This window comes from Flavobacterium sp. 123 (genome assembly GCF_003634825.1).
Classification (GTDB): domain Bacteria; phylum Bacteroidota; class Bacteroidia; order Flavobacteriales; family Flavobacteriaceae; genus Flavobacterium.
Window position 1 is genome coordinate 788,510 of record NZ_RBXD01000001.1, and the last position, 26,198, is coordinate 814,707.

General features: G+C 30.8%; 24 protein-coding genes. 8 read left to right on the forward strand and 16 right to left on the reverse strand.

The window, feature by feature from the left end:
* Position 1 precedes the first annotated feature (1 nt).
* The 6 genes from mraY to mraZ are packed head-to-tail and all read right to left on the reverse strand — an operon-like array spanning position 2 to position 6,408.
* Positions 2-1,231, reverse strand: a complete 1,230-nt coding sequence (gene mraY, locus C8C88_RS03605; RefSeq protein ID WP_121336812.1) for a phospho-N-acetylmuramoyl-pentapeptide-transferase — start codon at positions 1,229-1,231, stop codon at positions 2-4.
* A 6-nt stretch (positions 1,232-1,237) separates the two neighbouring features.
* Positions 1,238-2,701 (reverse strand): UDP-N-acetylmuramoyl-L-alanyl-D-glutamate--2,6-diaminopimelate ligase, encoded by a 1,464-nt coding sequence (locus C8C88_RS03610; RefSeq protein WP_121336813.1) that lies wholly within the window; start codon positions 2,699-2,701, stop codon positions 1,238-1,240.
* Positions 2,698-4,701 carry a penicillin-binding protein gene (locus C8C88_RS03615; protein ID WP_121336814.1) on the reverse strand — a complete coding sequence of 668 codons (2,004 nt, stop codon included), beginning with the start codon at positions 4,699-4,701 and terminating at the stop codon, positions 2,698-2,700. The genes C8C88_RS03610 and C8C88_RS03615 overlap by 4 nt, the downstream gene beginning before the upstream one ends.
* Positions 4,692-5,039: an FtsL-like putative cell division protein gene (locus tag C8C88_RS03620; protein ID WP_121336815.1), complete on the reverse strand. Its 348-nt coding sequence runs from the start codon at positions 5,037-5,039 to the stop codon at positions 4,692-4,694. Before C8C88_RS03620 ends, C8C88_RS03615 begins: the two co-directional genes overlap by 10 nt.
* A gap of 12 nt (positions 5,040-5,051) precedes the next feature.
* Positions 5,052-5,960: a 16S rRNA (cytosine(1402)-N(4))-methyltransferase RsmH gene (gene rsmH, locus C8C88_RS03625; protein WP_199711389.1), complete on the reverse strand. Its 909-nt coding sequence runs from the start codon at positions 5,958-5,960 to the stop codon at positions 5,052-5,054.
* Positions 5,935-6,408 (reverse strand): division/cell wall cluster transcriptional repressor MraZ, encoded by a 474-nt coding sequence (gene mraZ, locus C8C88_RS03630; protein ID WP_121336816.1) that lies wholly within the window; start codon positions 6,406-6,408, stop codon positions 5,935-5,937. Before mraZ ends, rsmH begins: the two co-directional genes overlap by 26 nt.
* A 371-nt stretch (positions 6,409-6,779) precedes the next feature.
* On the opposite strand from mraZ, the gene C8C88_RS03635 reads away from it, so the two are divergent.
* Together C8C88_RS03635 and yihA are read left to right on the forward strand one after the other, a co-directional pair.
* A complete protein-coding gene (locus C8C88_RS03635) occupies positions 6,780-7,565 on the forward strand; it encodes an alpha/beta fold hydrolase (protein ID WP_121338552.1) in 786 nt (261 codons plus the stop codon).
* Between the two features lie 17 nt (positions 7,566-7,582).
* On the forward strand, positions 7,583-8,203 hold the full coding sequence (gene yihA / locus C8C88_RS03640; RefSeq protein ID WP_121336817.1) for a ribosome biogenesis GTP-binding protein YihA/YsxC: 621 nt from the start codon (positions 7,583-7,585) through the stop codon (positions 8,201-8,203).
* Between the two features lie 83 nt (positions 8,204-8,286).
* Here the strand turns inward: yihA and gldC are convergent, their stop codons facing one another.
* Both gldC and gldB read right to left on the reverse strand, forming a co-directional pair.
* A complete protein-coding gene (gldC, locus tag C8C88_RS03645) occupies positions 8,287-8,622 on the reverse strand; it encodes a gliding motility protein GldC (protein ID WP_121336818.1) in 336 nt (111 codons plus the stop codon).
* Positions 8,622-9,578, reverse strand: coding sequence for a gliding motility lipoprotein GldB (gldB, locus tag C8C88_RS03650; RefSeq protein WP_121336819.1), 957 nt, complete (start codon positions 9,576-9,578; stop codon positions 8,622-8,624). The genes gldC and gldB overlap by 1 nt, the downstream gene beginning before the upstream one ends.
* Positions 9,579-9,678: 100 nt before the next feature.
* Between gldB and nadE the strand changes: the two genes are divergently transcribed.
* Entirely contained in the window at positions 9,679-10,485 is an 807-nt protein-coding gene (nadE, locus tag C8C88_RS03655; protein ID WP_121336820.1) for an NAD(+) synthase, read from the forward strand.
* 98 nt (positions 10,486-10,583) lie between these two features.
* A complete protein-coding gene (locus C8C88_RS03660; protein ID WP_121336821.1) occupies positions 10,584-11,213 on the forward strand; it encodes a response regulator transcription factor in 630 nt (209 codons plus the stop codon).
* 2 nt (positions 11,214-11,215) lie between these two features.
* On the opposite strand, the gene dnaG is transcribed toward C8C88_RS03660, so the two are convergent.
* A complete protein-coding gene (gene dnaG / locus C8C88_RS03665) occupies positions 11,216-13,192 on the reverse strand; it encodes a DNA primase (protein ID WP_121336822.1) in 1,977 nt (658 codons plus the stop codon).
* Positions 13,193-13,451: 259 nt separating this feature from the next.
* On the opposite strand from dnaG, the gene C8C88_RS03670 reads away from it, so the two are divergent.
* A complete protein-coding gene (locus C8C88_RS03670) occupies positions 13,452-17,030 on the forward strand; it encodes a PAS domain S-box protein (protein ID WP_147403439.1) in 3,579 nt (1,192 codons plus the stop codon).
* A gap of 1 nt (position 17,031) precedes the next feature.
* A complete protein-coding gene (locus C8C88_RS03675; RefSeq protein ID WP_121336824.1) occupies positions 17,032-17,400 on the forward strand; it encodes a response regulator transcription factor in 369 nt (122 codons plus the stop codon).
* A gap of 45 nt (positions 17,401-17,445) precedes the next feature.
* Here C8C88_RS03675 and C8C88_RS03680 read toward each other — a convergent pair whose 3' ends face one another.
* The 3 genes from C8C88_RS03680 to C8C88_RS03685 form a co-directional block, all read right to left on the reverse strand.
* A complete protein-coding gene (locus C8C88_RS03680) occupies positions 17,446-17,928 on the reverse strand; it encodes a hypothetical protein (RefSeq protein ID WP_121336825.1) in 483 nt (160 codons plus the stop codon).
* A gap of 263 nt (positions 17,929-18,191) precedes the next feature.
* Positions 18,192-18,341 carry a hypothetical protein gene (locus tag C8C88_RS12875; RefSeq protein WP_158588982.1) on the reverse strand — a complete coding sequence of 50 codons (150 nt, stop codon included), beginning with the start codon at positions 18,339-18,341 and terminating at the stop codon, positions 18,192-18,194.
* 252 nt (positions 18,342-18,593) lie between these two features.
* Positions 18,594-19,361: a response regulator gene (locus C8C88_RS03685; protein ID WP_121336826.1), complete on the reverse strand. Its 768-nt coding sequence runs from the start codon at positions 19,359-19,361 to the stop codon at positions 18,594-18,596.
* Between the two features lie 248 nt (positions 19,362-19,609).
* On the opposite strand from C8C88_RS03685, the gene C8C88_RS03690 reads away from it, so the two are divergent.
* Positions 19,610-21,619 (forward strand): PAS domain-containing protein, encoded by a 2,010-nt coding sequence (locus tag C8C88_RS03690; protein WP_121336827.1) that lies wholly within the window; start codon positions 19,610-19,612, stop codon positions 21,617-21,619.
* Entirely contained in the window at positions 21,606-22,679 is a 1,074-nt protein-coding gene (locus C8C88_RS03695; protein WP_121336828.1) for a response regulator, read from the forward strand. The genes C8C88_RS03690 and C8C88_RS03695 overlap by 14 nt, the downstream gene beginning before the upstream one ends.
* 51 nt (positions 22,680-22,730) lie before the next feature.
* Here C8C88_RS03695 and C8C88_RS03700 read toward each other — a convergent pair whose 3' ends face one another.
* The 4 genes from C8C88_RS03700 to C8C88_RS03715 all read right to left on the reverse strand — a co-directional run bounded on the left by C8C88_RS03700 (position 22,731) and on the right by C8C88_RS03715 (position 26,135).
* Positions 22,731-23,768, reverse strand: coding sequence for a hypothetical protein (locus C8C88_RS03700; protein WP_121336829.1), 1,038 nt, complete (start codon positions 23,766-23,768; stop codon positions 22,731-22,733).
* A gap of 30 nt (positions 23,769-23,798) precedes the next feature.
* Positions 23,799-24,464 carry a hypothetical protein gene (locus tag C8C88_RS03705; RefSeq protein ID WP_121336830.1) on the reverse strand — a complete coding sequence of 222 codons (666 nt, stop codon included), beginning with the start codon at positions 24,462-24,464 and terminating at the stop codon, positions 23,799-23,801.
* Entirely contained in the window at positions 24,451-25,011 is a 561-nt protein-coding gene (locus tag C8C88_RS03710) for an RNA polymerase sigma factor (protein ID WP_121336831.1), read from the reverse strand. Before C8C88_RS03710 ends, C8C88_RS03705 begins: the two co-directional genes overlap by 14 nt.
* A gap of 146 nt (positions 25,012-25,157) precedes the next feature.
* The gene (locus C8C88_RS03715) at positions 25,158-26,135 is read right to left on the reverse strand and encodes a polyprenyl synthetase family protein (protein WP_121336832.1); all 978 of its coding nucleotides are present in this window, start codon (positions 26,133-26,135) and stop codon (positions 25,158-25,160) included.
* Positions 26,136-26,198: the final 63 nt, after the last annotated feature.

The window sequence follows — 26,198 nt, forward strand, 5'->3', positions numbered from 1 at the left end:
GTTATCTTAATTTTAAAGTAACAATTGACAATATGGCTAACATGATCGCAACAATCCAAAATCGGGTTACAATCTTACTTTCGTGATATCCTTTTTTCTGATAATGATGATGCAACGGCGACATCAAAAATATTCTTCGGCCTTCGCCAAAACGTTTCTTGGTATATTTAAAGTAAGTCACCTGCAAAACCACTGAGAAATTTTCGACAAGAAAAATTCCACATAATAACGGGATAAGTAATTCTTTTCGAACGGCAATTGCTAATACTGCAATAACTCCTCCTATCGTTAAACTTCCTGTATCACCCATAAATACAGAAGCTGGATACGAATTGTACCAAAGAAATCCAATCAATGAACCTACAAAAGCAGCAATAAAAACTGTCATTTCCCCCGAATTCGGGATATACATAATGTTCAAATAATTGGAGAAAATAATATTCCCAGAGAGAAACGTAAAAATACCCAATGCCAGAACCGAAACAGCTGAAGTTCCCGCTGCTAAGCCATCAATTCCATCCGTTAAATTTGCTCCGTTAGAAACTGCTGTAATAATAAAAATAACTACTGGAATAAAAATCAACCAAGCCCATTTTTCATATCCTTCGCCAGTCCAAGCTAATGCTTCAGCATAATCTAATTCGTTATTTTTAAAGAAAGGAATAGTAGTAGCGGTAGATTTTTCTTCTACTGGAGCCTGAGCGATAACACTCTCTGTTGGAGCTTTAAAAATGTCTGCCTTAGCAGTATCTTTTCTAACCGTTACAGCTGGACTAAAATAAAGTACAGAACCTACAATTAACCCTAAACCAACTTGTCCTATAACTTTAAAAATTCCTTTCAAGCCTTGTTTATCTTTTTTGAAAATTTTAATATAATCGTCAATAAAACCAATTACTCCCATCCAAAGCGTAGTAACAATTAACAAAACAATATAGATGTTATGCAATTTTGCAAAAAGTAAAACAGGTACTAATGTGGCAAATATGATTATTAAACCTCCCATGGTTGGCGTACCAGCTTTTTCATTTTGACCTGCTAAACCTAATTCGCGAACTGTTTCACCAACTTGCTGATTGCGTAAAAAACTAATAATTCTTTTTCCATAAATAGTTGACAATAGCAACGACAACATCAAAGCTAAAGCAGATCTAAAAGTGATGTACTGAAAAACTCCTGTTCCTGAAACATCTAATGTTTTGTTCAAATATTCGAATAAATAATATAGCATATTGTTCTATTTATGAAGTTGGTCTAATATTTCTTTTATAATTTTCATATCATCAAAATCATGACGAATCCCATTAATTTCTTGATATGTTTCGTGTCCTTTTCCGGCAATCAGGATGATATCATTAGGCTGAGCTAATTGACAAGCTGTTTTAATCGCTTGCTTTCTATCGGTAATTGACAAAATTCTTTTATAGTTTTGAGGAGCAACTCCTTGTTCCATTTCGTTGATAATTACGGCTGGATCCTCGTTTCTTGGATTATCCGAAGTAAATATTGCCGTATTACTTAAGTCAGAAGCAATTCCTCCCATAATTGGTCGTTTCGCTTTATCTCTATTTCCACCGCAACCTACAACAGTTATTAGCTGTTCATTTTTGGTGCGAATGTCATTAATGGTTTTCAAAACATTTTCCAAAGCATCTGGTGTATGAGCATAATCTACAATTGCAGTAATATTACTATCCGATACTATGAACTGAAAACGACCAGAAACACTTTCTAAATCAGACAACAAACGAAGCACTTCTAAACTTTCTATCCCTAATTCAATCGCAGTACCGTAAATTGCTAATAAATTATAGGCATTAAAAGTTCCAATTAATTTCACCCAAACTTCATTGCCGTTAATCTTCAATAACAAACCTGATAATTGGTTTTCTAAAATTTGAGCTTTATAATCCGCATACGATTTTAATGCATAAGTCAGTTTCTTAGCTACAGTATTCTGCAACATAACCTGTCCGTTTTTATCATCAATATTTGATAATGCAAAAGCAGATTTAGGCAAATTATCAAAAAACGACTTTTTAACATCTCTATATTCAGCAAACGTAGGATGATAATCTAAGTGATCATGTGACAAGTTTGTAAAAACACCTCCTGCAAACTGTAATGCTTCAGTACGTTTTTGATGAATTCCATGTGAACTTACCTCCATAAAACAATACACAACACCCGCCTCAATCATTTCTGCCAAATAATGATTAATCGTAATCGAATCTGGTGTGGTATGCGTAGCTTTATACTCTACGTCGTCAACCATAATTTTTACAGTTGATAATAAGCCAACTTTAAAACCGGCTTTTTTAAACAACTGATACAATAAAGAAGCAATTGTGGTTTTACCATTTGTGCCAGTTATACCAACTAATTTCAACTTATGTGAAGGGTTGTCAAAATAATTTGCGGCCATAAATGCCAATGCCTTATTCGTATCTTTCACCTGAATGTAAGTGATTCCTTTTACAATATTTTCAGGAAAAGTATCGCATACAATTGCAATTGCACCTAACTCGATTGCTTTTTCGATATAATCATGCCCGTCAGAAACGGATCCACGAATGGCTACAAAAACATCATTCGCTTCAATTTTTCTTGAATCAAAATCCATTTTTCCAATAGCAATTTCTGTCGAACCCTTAACTGCTTCGATAGCTACTTTATATAATATGTCTTTTAGAATACTCACGATAATTCCAATAATATAGTTGTGTTTTTGACTAAACTTTGTCCTGCTTGAAGCGATTGTTTCTTCACTTTTCCTACTCCTATCGCTTTTACTTTCATCCCTAAGTTTTCTAGTAATGCGATTGCATCCATACCAGACATTCCTTTTACATTAGGAATTGATTGGGTTTTCTTTTGAGACTTTACAAAATAGGAGTTATAATCCGTTTCTTGTTTTAGTATTTTTTTATCTAAATTTTTAATCTCATTTGTTGAAGGTGCATCCGTAAAAATCTTTTGAGCAATCCTTTTAAAAACTGGACCTGCAACATCTGCTCCATAGTAATTATTATTAACAGTACTTGGCTTATGTACTACTACAATACAAGAATATTTAGGATGATCTGCTGGAAAATAACCTACGAAAGAAGAAGCATAATATTTTTCAGAACCTCCATTCTTACTATAATTTACTTGAGCAGTTCCTGTTTTTCCTGCCATAGGAAAATCTTTAGAATATAATTTTGCACCTGTTCCTTTTTTAACAACATTTGCTAAAACTGCTTTCAGTTTTAAAATTGTTGCTTGAGAACAAACCTTTGGGTTTATAACTTGTGGCTCAAATTTCTTGATCGTTGTATTCCACTTTTTAATTTCTGAAACCAATTGTGGTTTTACCATCACTCCATTATTTGCTACTGAATTATAAAAAGTAAGTGTTTGCAAAGGCGTAACAGAAACTCCATATCCAAAAGCCATCCAAGGAAGTGAAATATTAGACCAGTGTGGATCACTCGGTTGTGGTATAAATGGTTTTCCTTCTCCTTTGAATTCCATTCCTAACTTTTTATTCAATCCATACGAATTAACATGATTGACAAATTTTGACGGATTGTTTTTGTAATTATTATAAACCGCCTGAACCATAACCGTATTAGATGAAACTTCAAAACCTCTTGCTAAGGAAATTTTCCCATACCCACCATCATGCGAATCCCTAACTGATTTTCCTGAATATTTAATTACTCCACCTTTACTATCATAAACTGTACTTGTGTCAGCCACTTTATCTTCAAGAATTGTCATCAAATCGACTAATTTGAATGTAGATCCCGGCTCATGAGATTCGGCATACGCATAGTTAGTCGTTTCGTAATAAGAACCATCTTTGGCTTTGCCTAAATTAGAAATTGCTTTTATTTGCCCTGTTTTAGTTTCCATAACTACAACACAACCATGATCTGCTTGATAATCTTCTAATTGTTTTAACAAAGCGTGATGTGCAATATCTTGAATAAAAACATCTATGGTAGATATTACATCATACCCATCTTGCGGGTCAATCTCATTAACATCACGAATAGGTTTCCATTGGCCTTTCGCAATTTTTTGCTTCATTATTTTACCGTCTTTACCATTTAGGTATTTACGATAAGCCCATTCAATCCCTTTTCCATCAGGTGTTCCATCAGGATTAACCCTTTCATAACCAATGGTTCTTTCTGCAATTTTTCCAATCGGATTTTCTCTAACTGTTTCTTGCTCTACAATAATTCCACCTTTATAAGCTCCCAAATTAAATAATGGAAAGCCTTTAATTTTCATATAATTAGTATAACTTAAATTTCTTGCTACTAAATAATATCTGTTTTTATTAGCTCTGGCTCTTCTGAGTTCCGTCTGAAAAAAACCAGATGGTTTTCCCAAAACATAAGCCAATGAATCCGATAATGATTTTACATTTTTTTGAAATACTTCAGATTTTGGCGCAACGGCATCAAAACGTATTTCGTAATTAGGAATTGATGTGGCTAAAAGACTTCCGTCAGCTGAATAAATATTGCCTTTATTAGCTGGAATTACAAAATTCTTAACCGTTCTTTCTTTGGCTAATTTTCTGTAATAATCCCCTTCAACCCATTGAATATTGGTCAACTTTACAGCAATTGCAATAGCCATCAAAAAGATAGCAAAAGCAACCAGATAAATTCGGTACGATATGTATTTATCTTCTACTGCCATATTTTCTTGAAAAAGCTTTTCTCTTCTTCTTTTTTTACTTTTATTTTTACTGGAGGAACTGTTGACGGAAAAATTTGTTTTTCAAGCATTTTATTAGCCACAGTTGACTCCATTTTAAGCTTCATTAATTCCGATCTTCTATCTACAAACTCAGAGCGTAATTCTTTAACTCTATTTGTCAATTCTGCTATTTTGAACACTTTTTGCTCAAATCGTTGCGTATTAGCAATCATAATAATTGCCAATACAATGACAAATACAATAAAACGCCAATTCTTAACTGCATCATCATCAATCAGAAACCTAGCTTTTAATAGACTATACACTCCGTTTTTCATTTTCCTAACTAATTATATCTTTTCAGCTATCCTTAATTTTGCACTTCGCGCTCTATTATTTAACTTAATTTCCTCATTATTAGGAACTATAAGTTTTCCTACTGTTTTAAACGGAACAGAAAAATTTCCGAAAAAATCTCGTTCAGGCTCTCCTTCAAACATGCCATTTTTGATAAATCTCTTTACCAATCTATCTTCTAATGAGTGATAAGAGATAACGCTCAATCTTCCTCCTGGATTCAATATTTCCAATGATTGTTCCAAAAACTCTTTCAAAACATCCATTTCTTGATTTACTTCAATTCGAATCGCCTGATAAATTTGAGCCAATATTTTATTCCTAACTCTTTCCGGTAAATATCTCGCCAAAACCTCTTTTAATTCATCTGTTGTCTTGATTGGCTGTTCTTCTCTGGCTTCTATAATTGTTCTGGACAAAGCAGGAGCATTTTTCAATTCGCCATAATCTAAAAACACTCTTCTTAGATTTGCATCATCATATTCATTAACAACTCTGTAGGCGTTTAGATCGTTTTTCTGACTCATACGCATGTCTAATTCTGCATCAAATCGAGTAGAAAACCCTCTTTCAGCCACATCAAACTGATGCGAAGAAACTCCTAAATCTGCTAAAATTCCATCCACACCTTTAACTCCATAAAAACGTAAAAAACGTTTTATAAATCTGAAATTTTCATTTATAAGTGTAAATCTTTCGTCTTCCAAAGCATTCGCCAAAGCATCTTCATCCTGATCAAAAGCAAATAATTTACCATCAGGACCAAGCCTTTTCAAAATTTCTTTAGAGTGTCCTCCTCCTCCAAAAGTCACATCAACATACACCCCATCAGGTTTAATATTTAAACCATCTACAGACTCCTGAAGTAAAACCGGATTATGATATTCCATTTTCGTCGTCATTTATATTTCCCATTACTTCCTCAGCCAAATCTGCAAAATCAACATCATCACCGCTTATAGATTTCTCATACAAGTCTTTATCCCAAATCTCAACAATAGTAACCGCAGAAGAAAAAACTACATCTTTAGTAATGCTTGCAAAAGAAACCAAGTCCTTCGCAACTAACAATCTACCTAAAGCATCTATTTCAACCATCTTCACGCCAGCAGTAAATCTTCGGATAAAATCATTGTTCTTTTTAACAAATCGATTCAGCTTATTGATTTTTTGCATCATCAAATCCCACTCTTCCATTGGATACAATTCTAAACAAGGTTGAAATACGGAACGCTTCAAAACAAATCCGCTTTGAAGAGACGAAGCCAATTGCTTTTTTAAAGGTGACGGCAACAAGAGCCTACCTTTAGCATCAACTTTACATTCATATGTTCCAACTATTGTATTCAAGAAAAAAGTATTTAATGATATAAAGCAAAAATATAAAAAATATTACCACAATTTACCACTACATACCACTTTGTTAATAAGTTTAACCACTTTCGAATAAAAACCCTTAATTTTTGGACAATCAGAACATTAGCTTCATTTCAATTATTCTTAACAATGTTTATATGTTGCAAAAAATGATTCCTGAAAAAATTGATTTTTTTAATTTTTTTTGGGTAGTTAAAAAAAAGAATAGTCCTCGTTTTTCATTAAATAAAAATGAAATTTTAATCTACAAAAAGAGATTACACAATTAAAAAATGTTTGCAAAAATTATTTTTTGTTTATTAAATCCTATATTTGTCAAAATTGAAAAAATCGGTATCCAAAACATGGAAAAACACTATAAAAAAGAAGGTAGATACAGTTTTTATGAAGCTGGAGAAGGTACGCCAATTGTAATCTTGCATGGTTTAATGGGAGGTCTAAGTAATTTTGACGCAGTAGCAGCTCATTTTTCAAACAAAGGATACAAAATCATCATTCCAGATTTACCTATTTACACGCAAAGCATTTTAAAAACAAATGTTAAGAGTTTTGCAAAATATGTAAAGGATTTTATAACATTCAAAGGATTAGACCGAGTTATACTTCTTGGAAATTCATTAGGAGGCCATATTGCTTTATACCATACTAAAATGTATCCTGAAAAGGTAGCTGGACTTGTAATTACTGGAAGTTCTGGATTGTACGAAAGCGCCATGGGCGACAGCTATCCAAAAAGAGGAGATTATGAATATATCAAGAAAAAAGCCGAAGATGTATTTTACGACCCAAAAGTAGCAACACCTGAACTTATTGACGAGGTTTACGCAACGGTTAATGACAGAATAAAATTAATAAAAACATTAACTATTGCAAAGAGTGCTATTCGCCATAATATGGCAAAGGACTTGCCAAAAATGCATGTTCAAACCTGTATTATTTGGGGTAAAAACGACAAGGTTACTCCGCCCGATGTAGCAGTAGAATTTAATAAATTATTACCTAACTCTACTTTGTATTGGATAGACAAATGTGGACACGCTGCCATGATGGAGCATCCAGAAGAATTCAACCGTCTGTTAGAGGATTGGTTGACAAAAACACATTTACAAGTTAGTTCTGAAAAAGAATAAATTTACAAATAAATATCATGAAAATTAATACTGCCGAATTCATTATAAGCAATTCACAAGTTGACAAATGTCCTAAAGACTTTTTGCCAGAATATGCTTTTATAGGCAGATCAAATGTTGGAAAGTCTTCGTTAATAAATATGTTGACTAACAATAAAAACCTAGCCAAAACTTCTGGAAGACCAGGAAAAACTCAGCTTATAAATCACTTTTTGATTAATAACAATTGGTTTTTAGTAGATTTACCTGGTTACGGTTATGCAAAAGTATCTAAGAAAACAAAATCAATATTTCAACAGTTTATAACGGATTATTTTGAAACAAGAGAACAATTAGTTTGTGCTTTTGTATTAATTGACATTCGTCATGAGGCTCAAAATATCGATATTGAATTCATGTCTTACATGGGAGAAAGCGAAATCCCATTTTGTATTATTTTTACTAAAGCTGACAAAATAAGTAAAGTTAAAATCGATTCTCATATTGCTGCTTACAAAAAGAAAATGTTTGCAAACAATTGGGCTGAGATGCCACATTACTTTGTAACTTCAGCAACTGAATCAACTGGAAAAGAAGATGTTTTAAACTATATTGACGAAGTAAATCAAGAAGTTTTCAAAAACAATAGTCAGTTTTAGAAATACAATTTTAATTTCAATAAAAAATCCCAAAACTAAGTTTGTTTAGTTTTGGGATTTTTTTAATGATAACCGTCCAAAAATTATTTTTGAAGTTCTAATTTTTCCGCAAAATAATCACAGAAATCTTTCATAGTATCGGCCATTTTCTCGTCATTAGTAGCGCGCTTAAAGGTATCAGACATAGCCACTAATGTTTGATGAAAGAAAATTTTCATTTCGTCAACTGGCATATCTTTTGTCCACAAATCGATACGCATTGTTTCTTTCACTTTACTATCCCAAATAGACAGCATAATTGCTTTTGCCTCTTCTTGTTCCACGCCACCATCTTGTGCGGACCACATTAATTTTTCTGGAACACGATTTTCGTCTAACGCGACTAAAAATTTAATTTCTGATGTATTTTTATCTGACATTATTTTTTTGGTTTATATTTTGATTTTTCAAACAATTCTTTAGCATTCATTTTTAACATATCTGACAAAGGAATATCGTTGTTTTTCATAAAAGAACGAACCATTTGCCATCCTACCCATGCTCCAACTTGACCTGGCGATTCATTATCAATTTCCAAATAGAATTTAGAAAAAGGGGCAGGATTTACAAATCGAGGTATTAATTTTTGATCGTCACTATAAAGCATTTCTTTTTCTAAAAAATAACGCCACATATAACCCTCATTTTCTTGACACCACTTTATTTGATCTTCAGTATAACCCATTTTTTCTGCATCTGTATAATCTGGCAAAAGCAAATCTTTCAGATACAATTGCTTTCCGTGATAAATCATCTGACTAAGCAAGGACTTATCAATTATAGGGGAAATTTCTCTAGTAGAAAAGCTACTCACTAAATCAGGCATGATTTGTTTCTGCTCAAAATTTTGTTTTATGTATTTTGGAAACTGATAAAATTTATGATTCTTTCCTAGATACAATTCAAGCGAAACAATAACTAAGCTATCCGCATAAATAACTTTATTGTTATAATCCATTTCTGAAATTACCGTGATAACTTTTGGCGTTTTTGTTTTGGGAAAATAATATTTTATATGTTTAAAAAGAGTGGTAAGCTCGTTTTTTACAGGATTAATATCTGCATACTTTTTTTGAACTTCCGTATACAATTCCCTCCAAATAGGATCTTGCATTTTATTTAACCAAACACTATCATCATTTCCAGCAGGAAAAAAAAATGGAAACTCTTTTTTAACTTTTGGCAAATCCTGAGCTGGAGTCTCAAAAAATATTTTGTCAAAGCGTACAATTTTTATTTCTACAGGAATTGCTGTAACGGCTTTCTCGACTTTATTCTTCTTATCGCAGGATAAAAAAAATAAACAAAAGGCTACAGAAAACAGATATATTTTCATATTAATTAATTAAATTTGTTTTCAAAGTATCAGGAAAACGAATACACTACGAATTGATTTTGCAAATATACATTCCTGCTTTTTTAATACCTAAACTATTATGACTAAAAAAAGTACTCTTCAAGTAGAAAAAGTGAACACCCATATTGTTAATTGGTTAAAAACATATGCAGAAAACGCTAAAGTAAATGGATTTGTTGTAGGGATTTCAGGAGGAGTGGATTCAGCAGTAACTTCAACTTTATGTGCGCAAACTGGATTAAAAGTTTTATGTGTTGAAATGCCAATCCATCAAGCTCATAGTCATGTTACTCGAGGACGTGAACATATTGAGCAATTAAAAAAAAGATTTCCTAATGTAACTCATATTGAAACCGATTTAACTTCGGTATTTGAAGATTTTAAGAAAAACGTTCCTGATTCAACCGATACTTGCAGACTTCATTTATCATTAGCAAATACAAGAGCACGTTTACGAATGACTACCTTATATTATCATGCTGGAATTAATGGTTTACTTGTTGCCGGAACAGGTAATAAAGTAGAGGATTTTGGAGTAGGCTTTTATACAAAATATGGAGATGGCGGGGTTGATTTAAGCCCAATTGCAGATTTAATGAAATCTGAAGTTTTTCTTTTAGGAGACTATCTGAAAATCCCAAATTCAATTTTAACAGCCGCACCAACAGATGGATTATTTGGTGATGAAAGAACAGATGAAGATCAACTAGGCGCTAGTTATGACGAATTAGAATGGGCCATGACGGAAGCTGAAGAAGGAAAATCAGCAAATGATTTTTCTGGAAGAAAAAAAGAGGTTTTTGAAATCTATAGAAGGTTAAATACTGTAAACCAGCACAAAATGAATGCTATTCCGGTTTGTTTAATTCCAAATCCGTTAAAGTAATTATATTTTATTCTGATTTGCAATTAATTACAGAATTTATTTATTAATTTTACTCTTCCAAAAACAAAATATAAAAATAATTCTTAAAAAATCCAATTATGATTAAAGTATGTATAGCTGATAATTATCCCGTTGTGCATTTTGGAGTAAAATCTTACTTTAAAGATCATGCCGACATATCAATAGTTGCCAACGTAGGTAACTTTCTGATGGTTAGGGACATACTACTTACCAAAGAAATTGATGTTTTAATCTTAGATTTAGAATTAGAAGGTCTTGCAAGTATTTTTGAAGTTAAAGCTGTCTTGAAAAACTTTCCAAAAACTAAAATTATTATCTTCAGTGGTCTTTCTGAACAAATTTACGCTCCAAATGCCATAAAAGCAGGTGTTTCAGGTTTTGTCCATAAAACAGAAAAACTAGAAACTTTAGGCCAGTCCATTATTAAAGTACACCAAGGTAAAATAATAATGAATGAAACAGTTAAGAAAAACTTGGCATTAATTGCGAAACAAAGCAAAAGCGAACGATTATATAGAAAACTTTCTAATCGTGAAGTTGAAGTTTTACGTTATTTAAGTGATGGTAAAAAGAACCACGAAATTGCCGAAATCTTAAATCTTAATGAAAAAACAATTAGTACTTACAAATTAAGATTACTAACAAAATTGAATGTTACAAACCTTGTTGATTTAGTTAACAAAGCAAAAACATTAGAAATCGTTTAAATTTAATGGTATCGTGACATTACTCTTCCTAATTTTTTAGAAAAAGAATTAATAAGTTTGTAGTAGTCCATCGCCATAGACAAAGGCTCTGTATTATCTGAATCTGGTTCAGTTGATATAGAGCTTTTTAATTCCTCAATGATTTTATCTACTAAAAACCATCTTAAAGTAAGAATCGTTTCGGAAACATATTGACTGATTGTTTCACTTTTAGCTTTAGGAAAAATGTTTTGCCCTTCCCAATTATGCAAAGTAACTCGTTCATCTTCCATTAAAATATCTGTTACTTCCTGAGCAAAATCAACAGATAAATGCATCAAATATTGTTCAACACCAAAGTCTCCATTTTGGAGATAATAATTAATAAGGTCATTAAAAATATCTCTGAATAAAGGATTAGCAAGCTCCACTTCGTCTTCTTGTAAGCTCAAATAAATTCTTTGATATACTTTATATTCTTTCTTTTCAATTACATGCTCAATCTCTCCGTCTTCATTTGTTTTTAAAAGCACATCTTCAAATTCTTCCGTTTTATTTCCATACAACAAAAGAATTTCAATTATTTTTCGTTCCAAACGATACAGTACATCAACTTTTTGTGTTTGAACTGGGTTTTCATTTTTGACTACTTCAAATGCTTTTTGTTCTTGTTTTTGCTTCTTATCAATTTCGGCAACATCTTTTTTGACTAACTGCGCAAGAGTACTAACAAGGACTTGTTCAGAAATATCCATGATTCTGGAACATTCCTGAATGTATATTTCTCGCTGAATTCTATCTGGAATTTTTGAAATACTAAGCACCATATCCCGAATCAAATCTGCTTTTTTAATCGGATCATTCTTTGCTTCATTCATCAAAAGCGATGCCTTGAATTGAATAAAATCTTTAGTATTATTCTCTAGATAAGCTACTAAATCATCATAGGATGTTTTTCTGGCAAAGCTATCCGGATCTTCTCCATCAGGGAAAGTACACACTTTTACATTCATACCTTCTTCAAGAATCAAATCTATCCCACGAATAGAAGCACGTAATCCGGCAGCATCTCCATCAAAAAGCACCGTAATGTTTTTTGTTAATCTGTTTATTAATCGGATTTGATCTGGAGTTAAAGCAGTTCCTGATGAGGCAACAACATTCTCAATTCCAGATTGATTGAATTGAATAACATCCGTATATCCTTCAACTAAGTAGCAATTATTTTGTTTAGCTATGGATTGTTTGGCTTGAAAAATTCCATAAAGGACTTTGCTTTTATGGTAAATATCACTTTCTGGTGAGTTCAGGTATTTAGCTGCTTTTTTATCATTGGTCAAAATTCGACCTCCAAAACCAAGTACTCGCCCGGACATACTTTGTATAGGAAACATAACCCTTCCTTTGAAGCGGTCAAATGGCCGATCTTCTCTCGGAATTGTAAGCCCCGTACTTTCTAAAAACTCTAACTTATATCCTTTACCGAGCGCTTCTTTAGTAAAAGCGTCCCAAGTTTCTGGAGAATATCCTAAGCCGAATTTTTTAATAGTTTCATTGGTAAAACTTCTTTCTTTAAAATAGGAATAACCTATGGCTTTGCCTTCTTCTGTATTTAATAGTACATTTTGAAAATAGGTTTTCGCAAATTCTGAAACCAAGTACATACTTTCACGAACATCCGTAATGGCTTTTTCTTCATCCGTTTGTTCTGTTTCTTCAATTTCAATATTGTATTTTTTGGCCAAATATCGAATTGCTTCAGGATACGTGAAATGCTCATGCTCCATAAGAAAAGCTACTGAGTTTCCGCCTTTTCCGGAACTAAAATCTTTCCATATTTGTTTCACAGGCGAAACCATAAACGATGGAGATCGTTCATCAGAAAACGGACTCAGTCCTTTGAAATTACTTCCCGCACGCTTTAATTGCACGAAATCTCCAATAACTTCCTCCACTCGAGCAGTTTCGAAAACAGTATCTATGGTCGCTTTTGAAATCATTTTTTAGTAGCAAAGTCACAAAGATACAAAGATGTTATGTGTTTTAAACAACGAATTTTTAATTTATCAGGAATGACAAATAGACTTAAGAAACTTCATACGCTACCCATCTAATAGCCTTTATGAATCAAATTGTGCCTGAAAAAAGCATTATTTGTTAATACCCTTTTATTTTTAAACAAAAAGTGTAAATTTGCTTTTTAACAACCTACAATAAGATTCCAATTTCTTGAAAAAGAATCAATTACTTTCAAAAAATATGTCATCATTCCCAAATAAAAAACATCTAAGAAAAATATTTGATTCTGAAGATTTTAAACAAGAATTAAATAGCATTCTTTTATTTGTTTCGGAAATATGCGACATTCCATACGCTTATATAGCTTCCATTGAAAATGAGCTTGAAATACTTAAGAATAGTATTGGATTAGATTTTACAACTATTCCTAAAAATATTCAGGAGTTAAATAAAAATGTGATTCAACAAAACAAGTCATATGTTGTTTCGAATATAAACAAAGATTCAAAAATTTCATCTGATTTTTCAGCAGCTGAAAACTTCCCAATAGCATTTTATGCTGGCTTTCCTTTATATTTTGATGTCAATACAATTGTTGGAATTGTCTCTGTAATGGACACAAAACCTAGAGAATTATCTGACACACAATTAAAAACATTATCACACGCAACAAAGCAAATTGAATCACTGCTAAACATTTACATCAAAAATAAAGAATTACAAAAAATAGCGAAGCAAAAAGAAAGTCAATTTCAACTGTTTCTAGATAATTCAAAAGAAATTGTTTACGAAGTTAATTTGGACGGCAAAATTGAGTATGTTTCAAAAAGCTGGAAAAATTTTCTAGGACATGAGGTTGAGGAAGTTATAGGGAAAAATAATGGTGATTTTATTCATCCAGAAGACTTTGACAATTGTGTTGCTTTTTTAGAAAAAGTTGCTGCAGGAGAAAAGACAGACGAAGAAATTGTTTTCAGAATAAAGCATAAAGAGGGTCATTATTTATGGCACGCTTCAAGTTTAAAATTAATACAAAAAGAAGACGGAGAACCTTTTTATATTGGTAACTGTAGAGATATTACTGAATATATAAAAGCAAGACAGGAAGTATTAAAACAAAAACAATTTTACGAAAAAATATTAGATCGACTTCCTACCGATGTAGCTGTTTTTAATAGTAATCATAAATATATTTATTTGAATCGTGCAGCAATAAAAAATGATGCACTTCGGAAATTTATTATTGGCAAGGATGATTTTGAATATGCAAATCATACCGGAAGAGATGATACATTTGCAAAAAGTAGACGAGAAAGATTCAACCAAGCTTTAGACTCTAAAGACGTTATAGAATGGGTTGATGAGATTGCTCGACAAGATCATGAAATTGCCTACTTTACTCGTAAATTTGCTCCTGTTTTTAATGAAATTGACGAATCACTCGAAATGATGATTGGTTTTGGGGTAGACATAACAGATAGTAAGAAAATACAAGAAGAAATTTTAAGAAGTAGACAACTTACTAATAGTATTATTCAAAATGTTGCCGTTGGGATTTTAGTTCAAGGACCCAATTCTGAAATCCTTGAAAACAACAAAGCTGCTTGCGAAATGTTAGGTCTGACTGAAGACCAACTATTAGGTAAAACTTCATTTGATCCACATTGGAAAGTTATTCATTTAGATGGCAGCGAATTTAAATCAGAAGAACATCCTGTACCACAAGCCATAAAAAAATTAAAACCTATAAATAATATTGTAATGGGTGTTCACCGCCCACTATTAAACGATTTAGTTTGGTTATTAGTTGATGCCATACCCGTATTTGGAAAATCTGGAGAATTACTGTATGTTATTTGTTCTTTCAATGATATAACAGCGCAAAAAAATGCAGAAGACGATTTAAAAATAAGTAACGAACGATTTAGTTATTCTAGTAAAGCAACTTCAGATGCCATTTGGGATTGGAATATGATTACTGATAAAATATATGTTGGTGAGAGCTATAGTTTAATTTTTGGACACCAATTCGAAAATAACATTATAACTGCATTAGAATGTGAAAATTTTGTTCACCCAGAAGACAGAGCATCCTATTTTGAAAAAATTGACAAAGCAATTGAAGGCATTGATTACAAATGGTTTGACGAATATCGTTATTTAAAATCAGATGGTTCATACGCCTATGTCAACGACAAAGCAATTATTATAAGGAATGACGAAGGCAAGGCAATCCGAATGATTGGCGCAATGCAAGACATTACTACCGAAAGAAAACTTAAAGATCAATTGCAACAAAGCGAAGAACAGTTCAAAGGAGCTTTTGAAAACTCTGCGGTAGGAATGGCCTTAGTAAACACCGAAGGTTTCTACAAAGAAGTTAATGACCGCCTTTCCGATATGTTTGGTTATTCAAATCAAGAGATGAAATCTATGACATTTCAAGAAATCACTCATAATGAAGACTTAGAAATTGATTTAGATTACAAAGATCAATTAGACTCAGGAAAAATATCTAATTTCAGCTCAGAAAAAAGATTTATTCATAAAAATAAATCTATAGTATGGGTTCATATGTCGGTTTCATTAGCCAAAAACAATAAAAATGAAATTATCCATTACATTGTTCAAATAATTGACATCAGTAATAGAAAAAAAGTCGAAGAGGAAAATAAACTGTTGGTCGAAGAGAACAACCGAAATAAAACAATACAGCTTAATGAAGCTAAAAACATGTACCGTCTTTTAGCGGACAACACGATTGATTTAATCTGTTTACATAATTTAGACACCAGCTTCCAGTATGTTTCACCATCCGTACAAAGGCTTCTAGGGTACAATCCTGAAGAATTGTTAGGAAAATCTCCATTAGAATATGTTCACCCAGATGAGATTGCTACATTAGAAAAAGAGTTTTACGATTTCATAAATGAATATAAAGAAGAGGCTATTGAGCTTAAATTTAAAACCAAAGATGAAAATTATATTCTACTGGAAATCAAAGCTACCATAGTTAAAGAAAATGGAATTACAATAGGATTTCAATCTCATGCACGGGATATTACCCAACGAAAAGAAGCAGAAGATGCCATTGAGAAAACCTTAATGCAAGAACGTGAATTAAATGAATTACGAACAAATTTAGTATCAACTATTTCACATGAGTTTAGAACTCCTATGACCACTATACGTACTAGTGCGGAGTTGATAACCATGTATATAGAAGGTCATAATTTTGCAAATTCGCCTCAATTACAAAAAAGAATAAATATAATAACTGAAGAAATAGATCGAATAGTTGAGCTAATGAATGCGGTGTTAACTATTTCAAAAGAAGATTCTGGAAAAACAAATTTCAATCCCGTTGTACTTGATGTAAAACAAGTTTGCCAAGAAGTTATTGAAGCAAATTACAACAATGATTTACAGGAAAGAAAAGTTACATTTTCTGCTGAAGGAGACGCTTTTATGGTTTTTGCAGATAAAAATCTGATACAATACTCGCTTTTAAATTTACTGAATAATGCTTTTAAATATTCCGAAGATTTAGAGGACGTCTATTTAAACGTTATTTCAAATCGTGATGAAATAGAAATTCAAATAATTGATTTTGGTATTGGAATCCCCGAAAAAGATCATCCAAAACTTTTCAATACTTTTTTTAGAGCAAGTAATACAAATGGAATCCAAGGAACTGGTTTAGGTCTTTACATTGTAAAAACATTTACCGAAAAAAATTCTGGAACGATACAATTAGAAAGTCAACTAGGAAAAGGAACTACAGTTAAACTACAATTCCCATTATATAAAGTAAAATAAAATGTCAAAAATATTGATTATTGACGACGAGATAAAATTAAGAGAAACTATTGCTGAATTGTTTTCGCTTATTAATTATCAAGTCTTTGAAGCTCAAGATGGCTCAGAAGGTTTAGAAAAAGTACAAGAACACAAACCGGATTTAATTATTTGTGATGTTATGATGCCAAAATTAGATGGCTATGGATTCTTAGCAGAACATCAAAAATCAAATCATTCGAATATACCGGTATTATTACTTAGTGCTAAAATTGAGGAAATTGATGAAAAAACTGGTTTTAGTTTAGGAGCTAAAGGATATTTAAGAAAACCTTTTGTATTCAAAGAGCTAAAAGAAATTGTAGATTTTCATTTAAGGGAAAAAATTTGATATAAAAATCAAATCTAATATTCAAAACGCAGGTCTATCAATTATTTAAGCTAAACACTTACTTAAGTAATCATACCTTTCTTTAGCATTGCTGAATTGGGTCATTGTAGTATTTGTTTTGAACATAGAAACAAACGATTGTGCACAACTAAGATTTTGCTTAGATATACTAAATTCATTAAAACAATAATTATTTTTATTTATTAAAAGTCGATATGAATAATGCTTTATTGAAAACGAAGCTATAACAGCTAAAACAATTAATATTAAAAAAATATCATTATATCGATTATCTGCATTGTAAGAAGATAGAAGTGGAAAATTAATCGTAAAGGCAGTTACCAAAACAAGAATATTAGGAATCAAATTTCTTCTTTTAATAATTCTTGCATTTGAAATTTTATTCAAATTCAAGCGTATTTCTTCTCCTTTGTTCTGAATAGTGATTTTTGAATCTACAATGGTAAAAAAGGATTTTACATTGCGGTCTTTTTTAAATTTATCTGTAAAAAAAACACTAAGACCCATACTTTAGAAGTTTTGTTGATTAAAAACATCTTACCAAAAACAGCTTACTTTAACTAAATGTAATCATAAATTCATTGCCCCCAATAAATTTTCTGAGTAAGCTGTTTGGTAAGAAAGATTCCAAATCTAATACAAATTTAGATTTTGATTTTTAATCTAAAGCGTTTTAATCGATAGGTTAAAAAAAAATACTTATAATTTAATTTTAGACTTTTAGACTTAAAAAAAGTAAATGATTGTCCTCTTATACTATAGAGTCGTATCTAATTCATGAAGATATAGATCCCTAAAAAAACTAAAAAAAAGAAAGCTAGAAGAACTAATGTTCTATTAAAATCAACTCTTGCTTTTTCTTCATAATTCAATAAATGATCTAATCTATCCCATACATCTTCTGAAGGCCGTATTTTCATTTTATCAATATATTTTGTCAAACATTAAAGCCGATACAACATATTATTATATCACCTAAACAAAATAAATTAATAGAAAAACAATTCTAAGTAATTTGATTGATAATTTAAAAAAGATTGATGCAGATTAAAATTTTATTAAAAGTAGAAGCAACTTCAAAATAATATATTAGAAATATATTCGTACGCAAATCAAAAAATATTGAAGAATTTACTTGATTTGTTGAAATTCACATAGAATTATCAGGTAATTTATTTTTTCACCTGAATGGTTTTAACATAATCTCGAGGTGTCATATTTACGTATGCTTTAAAACTTGTTGAAAAGTAAGAAAAAGAACTAAAGCCCGTTTCGTCAGATAAAAACTGAATATTTCTTTCACCAAGGTTTATTAATTTTATAGCATATTGTATTTTAAACTCTCTTATATATTGACTCGTGTTCTTATTTACGAGTTTTCTGATCCTTTTATCTAAAGTTGACTTGCTAATAAAAAGTTTATTTGACAAGTCATCTATATCTACTTTTGATTTTAAATTTTTAAGCAAATGCTCATCAACAGAAGAAAGAAAATCTTTTTCGGATAATTTTATTGTAACTTTTGAGAACGGATCTGGCTTATATTTCTTCTCAATATTTGCTCTAAAATCTAATAGATTATTGATTTTAAGTATCAGTTCTTTAACCTTGAAAGGCTTCATTATATAGTCATTGACGCCGTTTTCTAACTGTCTATATTTTACTTCATCATCAATATTAGCTGTAATTATAATAAAAGGAATTGTATCAAGTTTACTATTTTTTCTAACATTCAAGTACAATTCTTCTCCATTCATAAGCGGCATCATCAAATCACTTATGACAATGTCAGGAATATGAATTTTTAGATAAATAAGTGCCTCAACACCGTCTTGAAACCAACTTACGCTAAAATCATTTAAGATCAATAATTCTGATATTGAATTCCCTAATGCAATATCATCTTCAATTAATACTATTTTCTTTTTTTGACTTCTCATCGTACTAAATTAGTTCTTTTTATTTAAATTATAATTATTAATTTTCAAATTATCAGTAATATTAATAAAAAAAAATCGAATTATAAATACATTTATCAGTTGACTTTATGCAAATAAAAAAACATTACCTTCTATCATTAATAATTATTAGATTTATCTAATTAAACACTTCGCCATTTTATCTGTTTAAAAAATTGCTATGTTGTTTAATTACAGCTATTTAAAGAAATTAAAACAATTAATTCCCAATGCAGAATCTTTTATTAAGCATTTCAAAAGCAAATAATCACCTTTTAAAAGAGCAATCAATTGATAATGCTTTGAATTTTTGCATTACTGATATTGGCAAAGGGCAAGACATTGACAGATGCTACATTTTTAAAAATGAAACCGAAAATGGCATTTTAAAACTATATTACACTCACGAATGGTGCAATGACGATGTTACACCTTACATAGGCAGCCCGGAACTCAACGGACTCCCTTACGATGTGTTTCCAGGACTCTTTGAAACTCTCTCTAAAGACGAATCAATACATGGGTTAGTGAGGGAAAGTGATAACGATTTCTTCCGAGAAACCATGGAAATGCAAGACATAAAATCCTATTTATTCACCCCTATTTTTTCAAACAATAAATTTTGGGGATGGATTGGATATGATGATTGTAAAACTGAAAGAAGATGGACAGAAGAGGAAGTATATGCTTTGCATTCCATTGCTAAAAATATTGGCATAAGGCTTAATCAAGACAAAATTATAGCAAAATTAGAATCCACTTTAGAAAAATTTAATTTCTATATGGAAGGTTCGAAACAGGCTATGTGGGAATGGAATCTTGAAACAGATATAACTACATTTTCCTATAATTGGGCAGGAATACTTGGGTATAAAGAAAATGAGATAATTCAGAATCTAGAATTTTGGAAAAAAAGTATCTATCCCGGAGACTTGGTTCAAATTGAGACAAAATTAAAAAATTATATAGAAGGAAAATCAGATATTTACAAAGGAACTACAAGAATGATCCACAAAGACGGGCACCTTGTATGGATAAAATATTCTGGTTTAATTCGGAAAAATAAAGATGGTAAACCAATTAAAATCATTGGAACATACATCGATATTAGCGAAATTAAAGAGGCTGAAAATCAACTAGAACTTTCTGAAGAGAAATTTAGATTTATTGCAGAAAACACCACTGATTTGATTTGCCAACATTCAATAGATTTGAACTATACTTACGTATCCTCGTCATGTGAAGAAATAATTGGATACAAGCCCGAAGAATTATTAAACAAAAAACCGCTTGAATTCATTCACCCCGATGACATAGAATTAGTTAAAAATCACCATGACAATTTAATTAAACATTCTAAAAACCCTATTGTAACTTTTAGATACAGAAAAAAAGACGGAAGTTATATCTGGCTAGAAGCACAAATTAAACTAATCTTTGATAAAGAGAATAAAATTATTGGTATTCAAAGTTGCAATAGAGATATCAGCGAAAGAATAACAGCAGCCGAAGAAATGGAAACAGCTCTTTTAAAAGAACGAAAATTTAACGAATTAAAAGCAAAATTTGTGTCAATGGCTTCGCATCAATTTAGAACGCCTTTGACCGTTATTTATTCTAATGCGGAACTTCTAGAAATGAAGGTTCAGAACATGGAAAATAAAATAACCAAAAGCATCAATTTAATTAGCGAAAGAATAAAAAGCGAAGTGGAACGAATGACTGAGCTAATGAATAACATTCTTGTTTTTGGAAAATATGAGCTCCAAGAAACCAAAAAAGACATTAAATCAATTGATTTTACTGACTTTATCGAAAAACTAATTGAAACTTATTTCAACAATGAACCTGACGGCCGAAAAATTAAACTAAGTCTTGAGGGTACAAAGAAACATTTTTTAACGGATGAAACTTTAATGCTCCATATTATAACAAATTTAATTAGTAATGCCTTCAAATATTCAGAAAACAAACCTGAACCTCAAATCACAATTAAATATTTGAGTACAGAAATACAAATTGAAATTGAAGATCATGGAATTGGAATTCCAGAGAAAGATATTCAAAATTTATATACCTCTTTCTTTAGAGCAAAAAACACAAGCACAATAAAAGGTTCTGGGTTAGGATTAGTAATTGTCAAACAATTTACAGAATTCTTAAATGGTAGAATTACGTTGAATAGTAAGGAAAACATAGGAACAACAATAATTTTAAATTTTCCTTATGAACAAGAATAGAATTCTTCTGGTAGATGATGAGCTAAAAATTAGAGAAACTATTTCAGAGCTCTTGACACATAAAAACTACGAGGTTATATCAGCGCAGGATGGACATGAAGCATTAGAGATCCTCGAAAACTGGATCCCAGATTTAATCATTAGCGACATCTCGATGCCTGTTATGGATGGGTATTCATTTCATGAAATTATTAGGCAAAATAAATTTTTGGAAACTATTCCATTTATTTTTTTGACCGCAAAAAATGATAATAATGAAATGAGAGAATGCCTCCTTAATGGTGCTGATGATTTCATTTCAAAACCTTTTAAAGTCAGTGAACTAATACAAACCATAGAAACAAAAATAAATAGATTCAACAAGATTAAAAATGCAAATAATACTTTTAACGTTACTAAAAATAATTTTTTAATCCACGAAATCAACACTCCACTTACTGGAATTTTAGGCTCTATAGATCTTTTGATTGAAAATGAAGATAATTTTAAAAAAAATGAAATTGCCTTATTTTATGATACTATAAAAACTTCTGGGGAAAGATTGAACAGAACTATGCAAAACTTAATTCTGTATCAAAATTTAAAAAACAACACCATCAACTTTTCTGAAAATTCAAATTCTGAAATTCTTGAAACCTTTTTAAAAGTAAAAGATAAAATTTCAAAAGTTGATGAGAGTGAAGCTAAAAGAATTCATTTCAATATTGATCCTTCTGATGTGAAAATACACCAAAATCATTTGTATTTTATCCTCTATGAATTAATTGATAATGGATTAAAATTTTCACCAAATGACAAAACTGTTCTCGTTACTGGCTTGAAGTTTGACGAAAAATATTATGAATTAACTATATGTGACTCTGGAATAGGATTTAGCGAAGATGAATTAAAAAAAATTGATGCAACAAAACAATTCAATCGCGAAGTAATGGAACAACAAGGATTAGGATTAGGTCTTTTTTTGAGTAAAATAATTATCAAAAAAAAGAAAGGTGTTTTTAGTATTGTTTCAAAGCTAAATGAAGGCACTAAAATTTCTATTTTCTTACCTTTAAAATAAAAAAGCAATTTTTTCAAATTGCTTTTTTAAATAAACGACTTCAAACCATTTTTAATTTAAATCAAATCGAATTCCTACAGAAATATTGTTTTGATTAATTGTATTGTTTTTAAACAAAGAGTTTAAATCATATTTAACATACAAACTGGTCTCTTTGTACCCAATATAAGAACTCAAACCATAAATAAAAGTACTAGTATTAAAGTCCCCTTTACTTTTTTCAGTAGCCTCTAAATTACTATCATCAAATTTTAAAACTTGCTTTGATTTAAGATGAAATCCAGCATATCCCCCAATTCCAAGACGAACATTCTGATGTGTTTTAAAATAGCGTTTGTTACCTTTTGTTTCGCTTCCCGAAAAATCAAACTCTAAATGAACCGGAGCTACTAAATACACATTTCTAAAACGAGAATCTTTCAAATGAATTGGATTTGTCTCTAAATTTGTTTGTTCTCCATTGATAACAAAATTCTGATTATCCGTTGGACGCAAATTATTATACATCAATGAAAGTCCATATTTAGCATGCAGAAAATTACTATTTTGAGCTAATCTAGAATTATAAGTAAGTCCTAATTCATAAAAATGAGAGCCCAAAAATCTAAAATCAGAATCCTCAATTTTACCATCTGTAACCAGATTATTTAACCCTGCGGCAAAAACAAACTGCGAGGTCGTTCTTTTTTCATTTTTAGCAATATGTTTTTTATCTCCTTTTTCCCATTTCAAAATTAGTTGATTCGATTTTTTGATTGTGTCTGATTCGGAAATCTTACCATCAACTTTTTCTTGTACCAAATTTTTCAAATTTTCTTGTTCCTTACCTACTCGAGCTTCAATATTAATTGCTCTAGCTTCTGCTAAAACTTTCTTTTTATTTTCCGCTTGTTCCAAAGTAATTGAACCTTTTTCTAATTGATTGTTAACAGCTTCGACTTCTTCTTTTAATGCCGATTTTTCTTCTTTAGTTATGGTCTCAATTTTTGCAGCAATATTTTTTGCTCTTGTTTCAAAAGTTTCCTGCCCTACTACTTTACTCGCCAAAAGGCATAAAAGAGTTGCTAGATAAATAGTAAAATTGTTCATGATTGATTGTTTTTAATTGTGATTGATGATTTATGGTTGATTATTGCGATTATCTAAAGCGACTTTCAAAGTTTGGTAATTTTTGTTTACCTTATTAATTACTTTTTCTCTAAAAGAAAGTTCTAGTTCACCGTCAACTTGTGAGAGCAAATTATCTGGATTTACATGAATCTTAGATTTTTGATCAGATGAATTTTCTTTTTTTAAATTTTCAACTATCACTAGCTGATTTTCAACAAGAAGAACATTAGTTGGATTGACAATTGATTTTTGTTCTGTTTTTTGATTAATGATTGAAACTGCGACTATTTGATTATTATTTTTTAGTTGTTTATTTGTCGAAGGAATTATGTTGCTTTTTGAAATTGATTTTTTTGTTTCGGAAATTACTACAGCTGACTTCTTACTACTATTCAATATTGGAGCTGTTTCATTACTTTTAATAGTAATTTCGTTCTGAATCTTAATAGTATCTTTTGGATTCAGAACTACACTTTCTTTTTGATTAAAAAAAACAGTGCCTACTGTAAAAAAAACTAATACACTAGCCGCAATATACAACCAGCTAAATTTTCTTTTGGGCTTTTCAGAAACTGATAACATGGCATCTAATCTATCCCAAGCTGCATCCGAAGGTTTTATCTCCCTAGTGCTTAGTTTTTCCTTAAATTGATTATCAAATTTATTCGGTTCCATTGTCGTACTTTTTTAATAAATTAATCTGCTGTTGCAACATCTTTCTAGCATGTGATAATTGTGATTTTGATGTTCCTTCATTAATTTTCAGCATACTTGCTATTTCCTGATGTTTATATCCTTCGATGGCGTATAAATTAAAAATCATTTTATATCCATCTGGCAAACCGTCAATCAAAACCTGAATATCTTCTACTGAAAGTTGGCTGTCCATAGAACTAAAACCTTCCTCAAAATGCATTTCATCTTCAAGAAACATAACTTTTTTTTGGACTCTAATAAAGGAAATACATTCATTCACCATAATTCGCCTAATCCAACCCTCAAAACTTCCTTTATGTTCAAAATTTTTCAGATTGCTAAATATTTTCATAAAAGCAGTAATCATAACATCTTCGGCTTGATGAATGTCTTTTATATACTGCCTACAAACACTTAGCATTCTAGACGAAAACTGTGCATAAATCTTCTGTTGCGCTTGCCGATTGCTTTCGACTGCTAACTGGATTAGTTCTTTTTCCTCTTGATGTAAATTAATTACTTTCAATTTTTTTATAAAGTGTTTCTATTGACAAGACGATTTATAATGCAAAAAGGTTGCATCATGAATTAGTATTTTTTTTAAAATTTCAGAAAGAAATTAAAAAACCGAGAAATTAAAGGGTATTAGGAGAAAAATATTTTACTATTATTCTATTTTTTTCTTTCAATAACATAATTTACCATCAAAATTAGCGCTTCTTTAAACTCTGAATTTGGATAATTATCCAAAATAGAAAGTGCTTCTTGCTGGAACTGAATCATCTTATTTTCGGCATAGGATAATCCGTTGTTATTTTTCACAAAGGCAATAACTTCTTTTACACGCTTTTTGTCTTTGTTGTGGTTTTTAATAGAATTGATTAGCCAATTTTTTTCTTTTGAAGTACATGAATTCAAAACATGAATAAGTGGCAAAGTCATTTTTTGCTCTTTAATATCTATTCCGGTAGGTTTACCAATGGCTTCATCAGTGTAATCAAATAAATCATCTTTGATTTGGAAGGCCATACCAATCAATTCACCAAATTTGCGCATATTCTCCACCTGCATCTCATCTTCAATAACAGATTTTGCACCAAGGGCACAACAAGCAGCAATAAGTGTGGCTGTTTTTTTACGTATAATTTCGTAATAGATAGCTTCGGTAATATCTAATCTTCGAGCTTTTTCAATTTGAAGTAATTCCCCTTCGCTCATTTCACGAACGGCAACAGAAATAATTCGCAATAAATCAAAATCTCCATTATCTATGGAAAGTAGCAATCCTTTTGAAAGCAAATAATCTCCAACTAAAACAGCGATTTTATTTTTCCAAAGAGCATTAATAGAGAAAAAACCTCTTCGACGATTGCTATCATCAACTACATCATCATGGACTAAAGTAGCGGTATGAATTAGTTCAATAACACAGGCACCTCGATACGTTCTTTCGTTCACTGTACCACCAGAAACCATTTTTGCAGTAAGAAAAACAAACATAGGACGCATTTGTTTTCCTTTTCTATTTACAATATAATAGGTTATTCTATTTAGTAAAGCAACTTTGGAAGACATTGATTCGTAGAACTTTTTTTCAAAAAGTTCCATTTCACAAAAGATGGGCTGTTTTATTTGAGAAGTAATATTCATTTAGTTTTCAAATATACAATATTACCACACAAACTTACAAACCATAGTTTGATTTTGAAATTA

Bases quoted from the DNA above. Each gene is read 5' to 3' on its own strand.
- yihA (WP_121336817.1), top strand. From the start codon at position 7,583: ATGAAAATTAATACTGCCGAATTCATTATAAGCAATTCACAAGTTGAC.
- mraY (WP_121336812.1), bottom strand. From the start codon at position 1,231: ATGCTATATTATTTATTCGAATATTTGAACAAAACATTAGATGTTTCA.
- C8C88_RS03685 (WP_121336826.1), bottom strand. From the start codon at position 19,361: ATGAGAAGTCAAAAAAAGAAAATAGTATTAATTGAAGATGATATTGCA.
- C8C88_RS12875 (WP_158588982.1), bottom strand. From the start codon at position 18,341: ATGAAAATACGGCCTTCAGAAGATGTATGGGATAGATTAGATCATTTA.
- C8C88_RS03675 (WP_121336824.1), top strand. From the start codon at position 17,032: ATGTCAAAAATATTGATTATTGACGACGAGATAAAATTAAGAGAAACT.
- C8C88_RS03695 (WP_121336828.1), top strand. From the start codon at position 21,606: ATGAACAAGAATAGAATTCTTCTGGTAGATGATGAGCTAAAAATTAGA.
- dnaG (WP_121336822.1), bottom strand. From the start codon at position 13,192: ATGATTTCAAAAGCGACCATAGATACTGTTTTCGAAACTGCTCGAGTG.
- C8C88_RS03635 (WP_121338552.1), top strand. From the start codon at position 6,780: ATGGAAAAACACTATAAAAAAGAAGGTAGATACAGTTTTTATGAAGCT.
- C8C88_RS03680 (WP_121336825.1), bottom strand. From the start codon at position 17,928: ATGGGTCTTAGTGTTTTTTTTACAGATAAATTTAAAAAAGACCGCAAT.
- rsmH (WP_199711389.1), bottom strand. From the start codon at position 5,960: ATGACGACGAAAATGGAATATCATAATCCGGTTTTACTTCAGGAGTCT.
- gldC (WP_121336818.1), bottom strand. From the start codon at position 8,622: ATGTCAGATAAAAATACATCAGAAATTAAATTTTTAGTCGCGTTAGAC.
- C8C88_RS03690 (WP_121336827.1), top strand. From the start codon at position 19,610: ATGCAGAATCTTTTATTAAGCATTTCAAAAGCAAATAATCACCTTTTA.
- gldB (WP_121336819.1), bottom strand. From the start codon at position 9,578: ATGAAAATATATCTGTTTTCTGTAGCCTTTTGTTTATTTTTTTTATCC.
- nadE (WP_121336820.1), top strand. From the start codon at position 9,679: ATGACTAAAAAAAGTACTCTTCAAGTAGAAAAAGTGAACACCCATATT.
- C8C88_RS03670 (WP_147403439.1), top strand. From the start codon at position 13,452: ATGTCATCATTCCCAAATAAAAAACATCTAAGAAAAATATTTGATTCT.
- C8C88_RS03660 (WP_121336821.1), top strand. From the start codon at position 10,584: ATGATTAAAGTATGTATAGCTGATAATTATCCCGTTGTGCATTTTGGA.
- C8C88_RS03705 (WP_121336830.1), bottom strand. From the start codon at position 24,464: ATGGAACCGAATAAATTTGATAATCAATTTAAGGAAAAACTAAGCACT.
- C8C88_RS03615 (WP_121336814.1), bottom strand. From the start codon at position 4,701: ATGGCAGTAGAAGATAAATACATATCGTACCGAATTTATCTGGTTGCT.
- C8C88_RS03620 (WP_121336815.1), bottom strand. From the start codon at position 5,039: ATGAAAAACGGAGTGTATAGTCTATTAAAAGCTAGGTTTCTGATTGAT.
- C8C88_RS03700 (WP_121336829.1), bottom strand. From the start codon at position 23,768: ATGAACAATTTTACTATTTATCTAGCAACTCTTTTATGCCTTTTGGCG.
- C8C88_RS03715 (WP_121336832.1), bottom strand. From the start codon at position 26,135: ATGAATATTACTTCTCAAATAAAACAGCCCATCTTTTGTGAAATGGAA.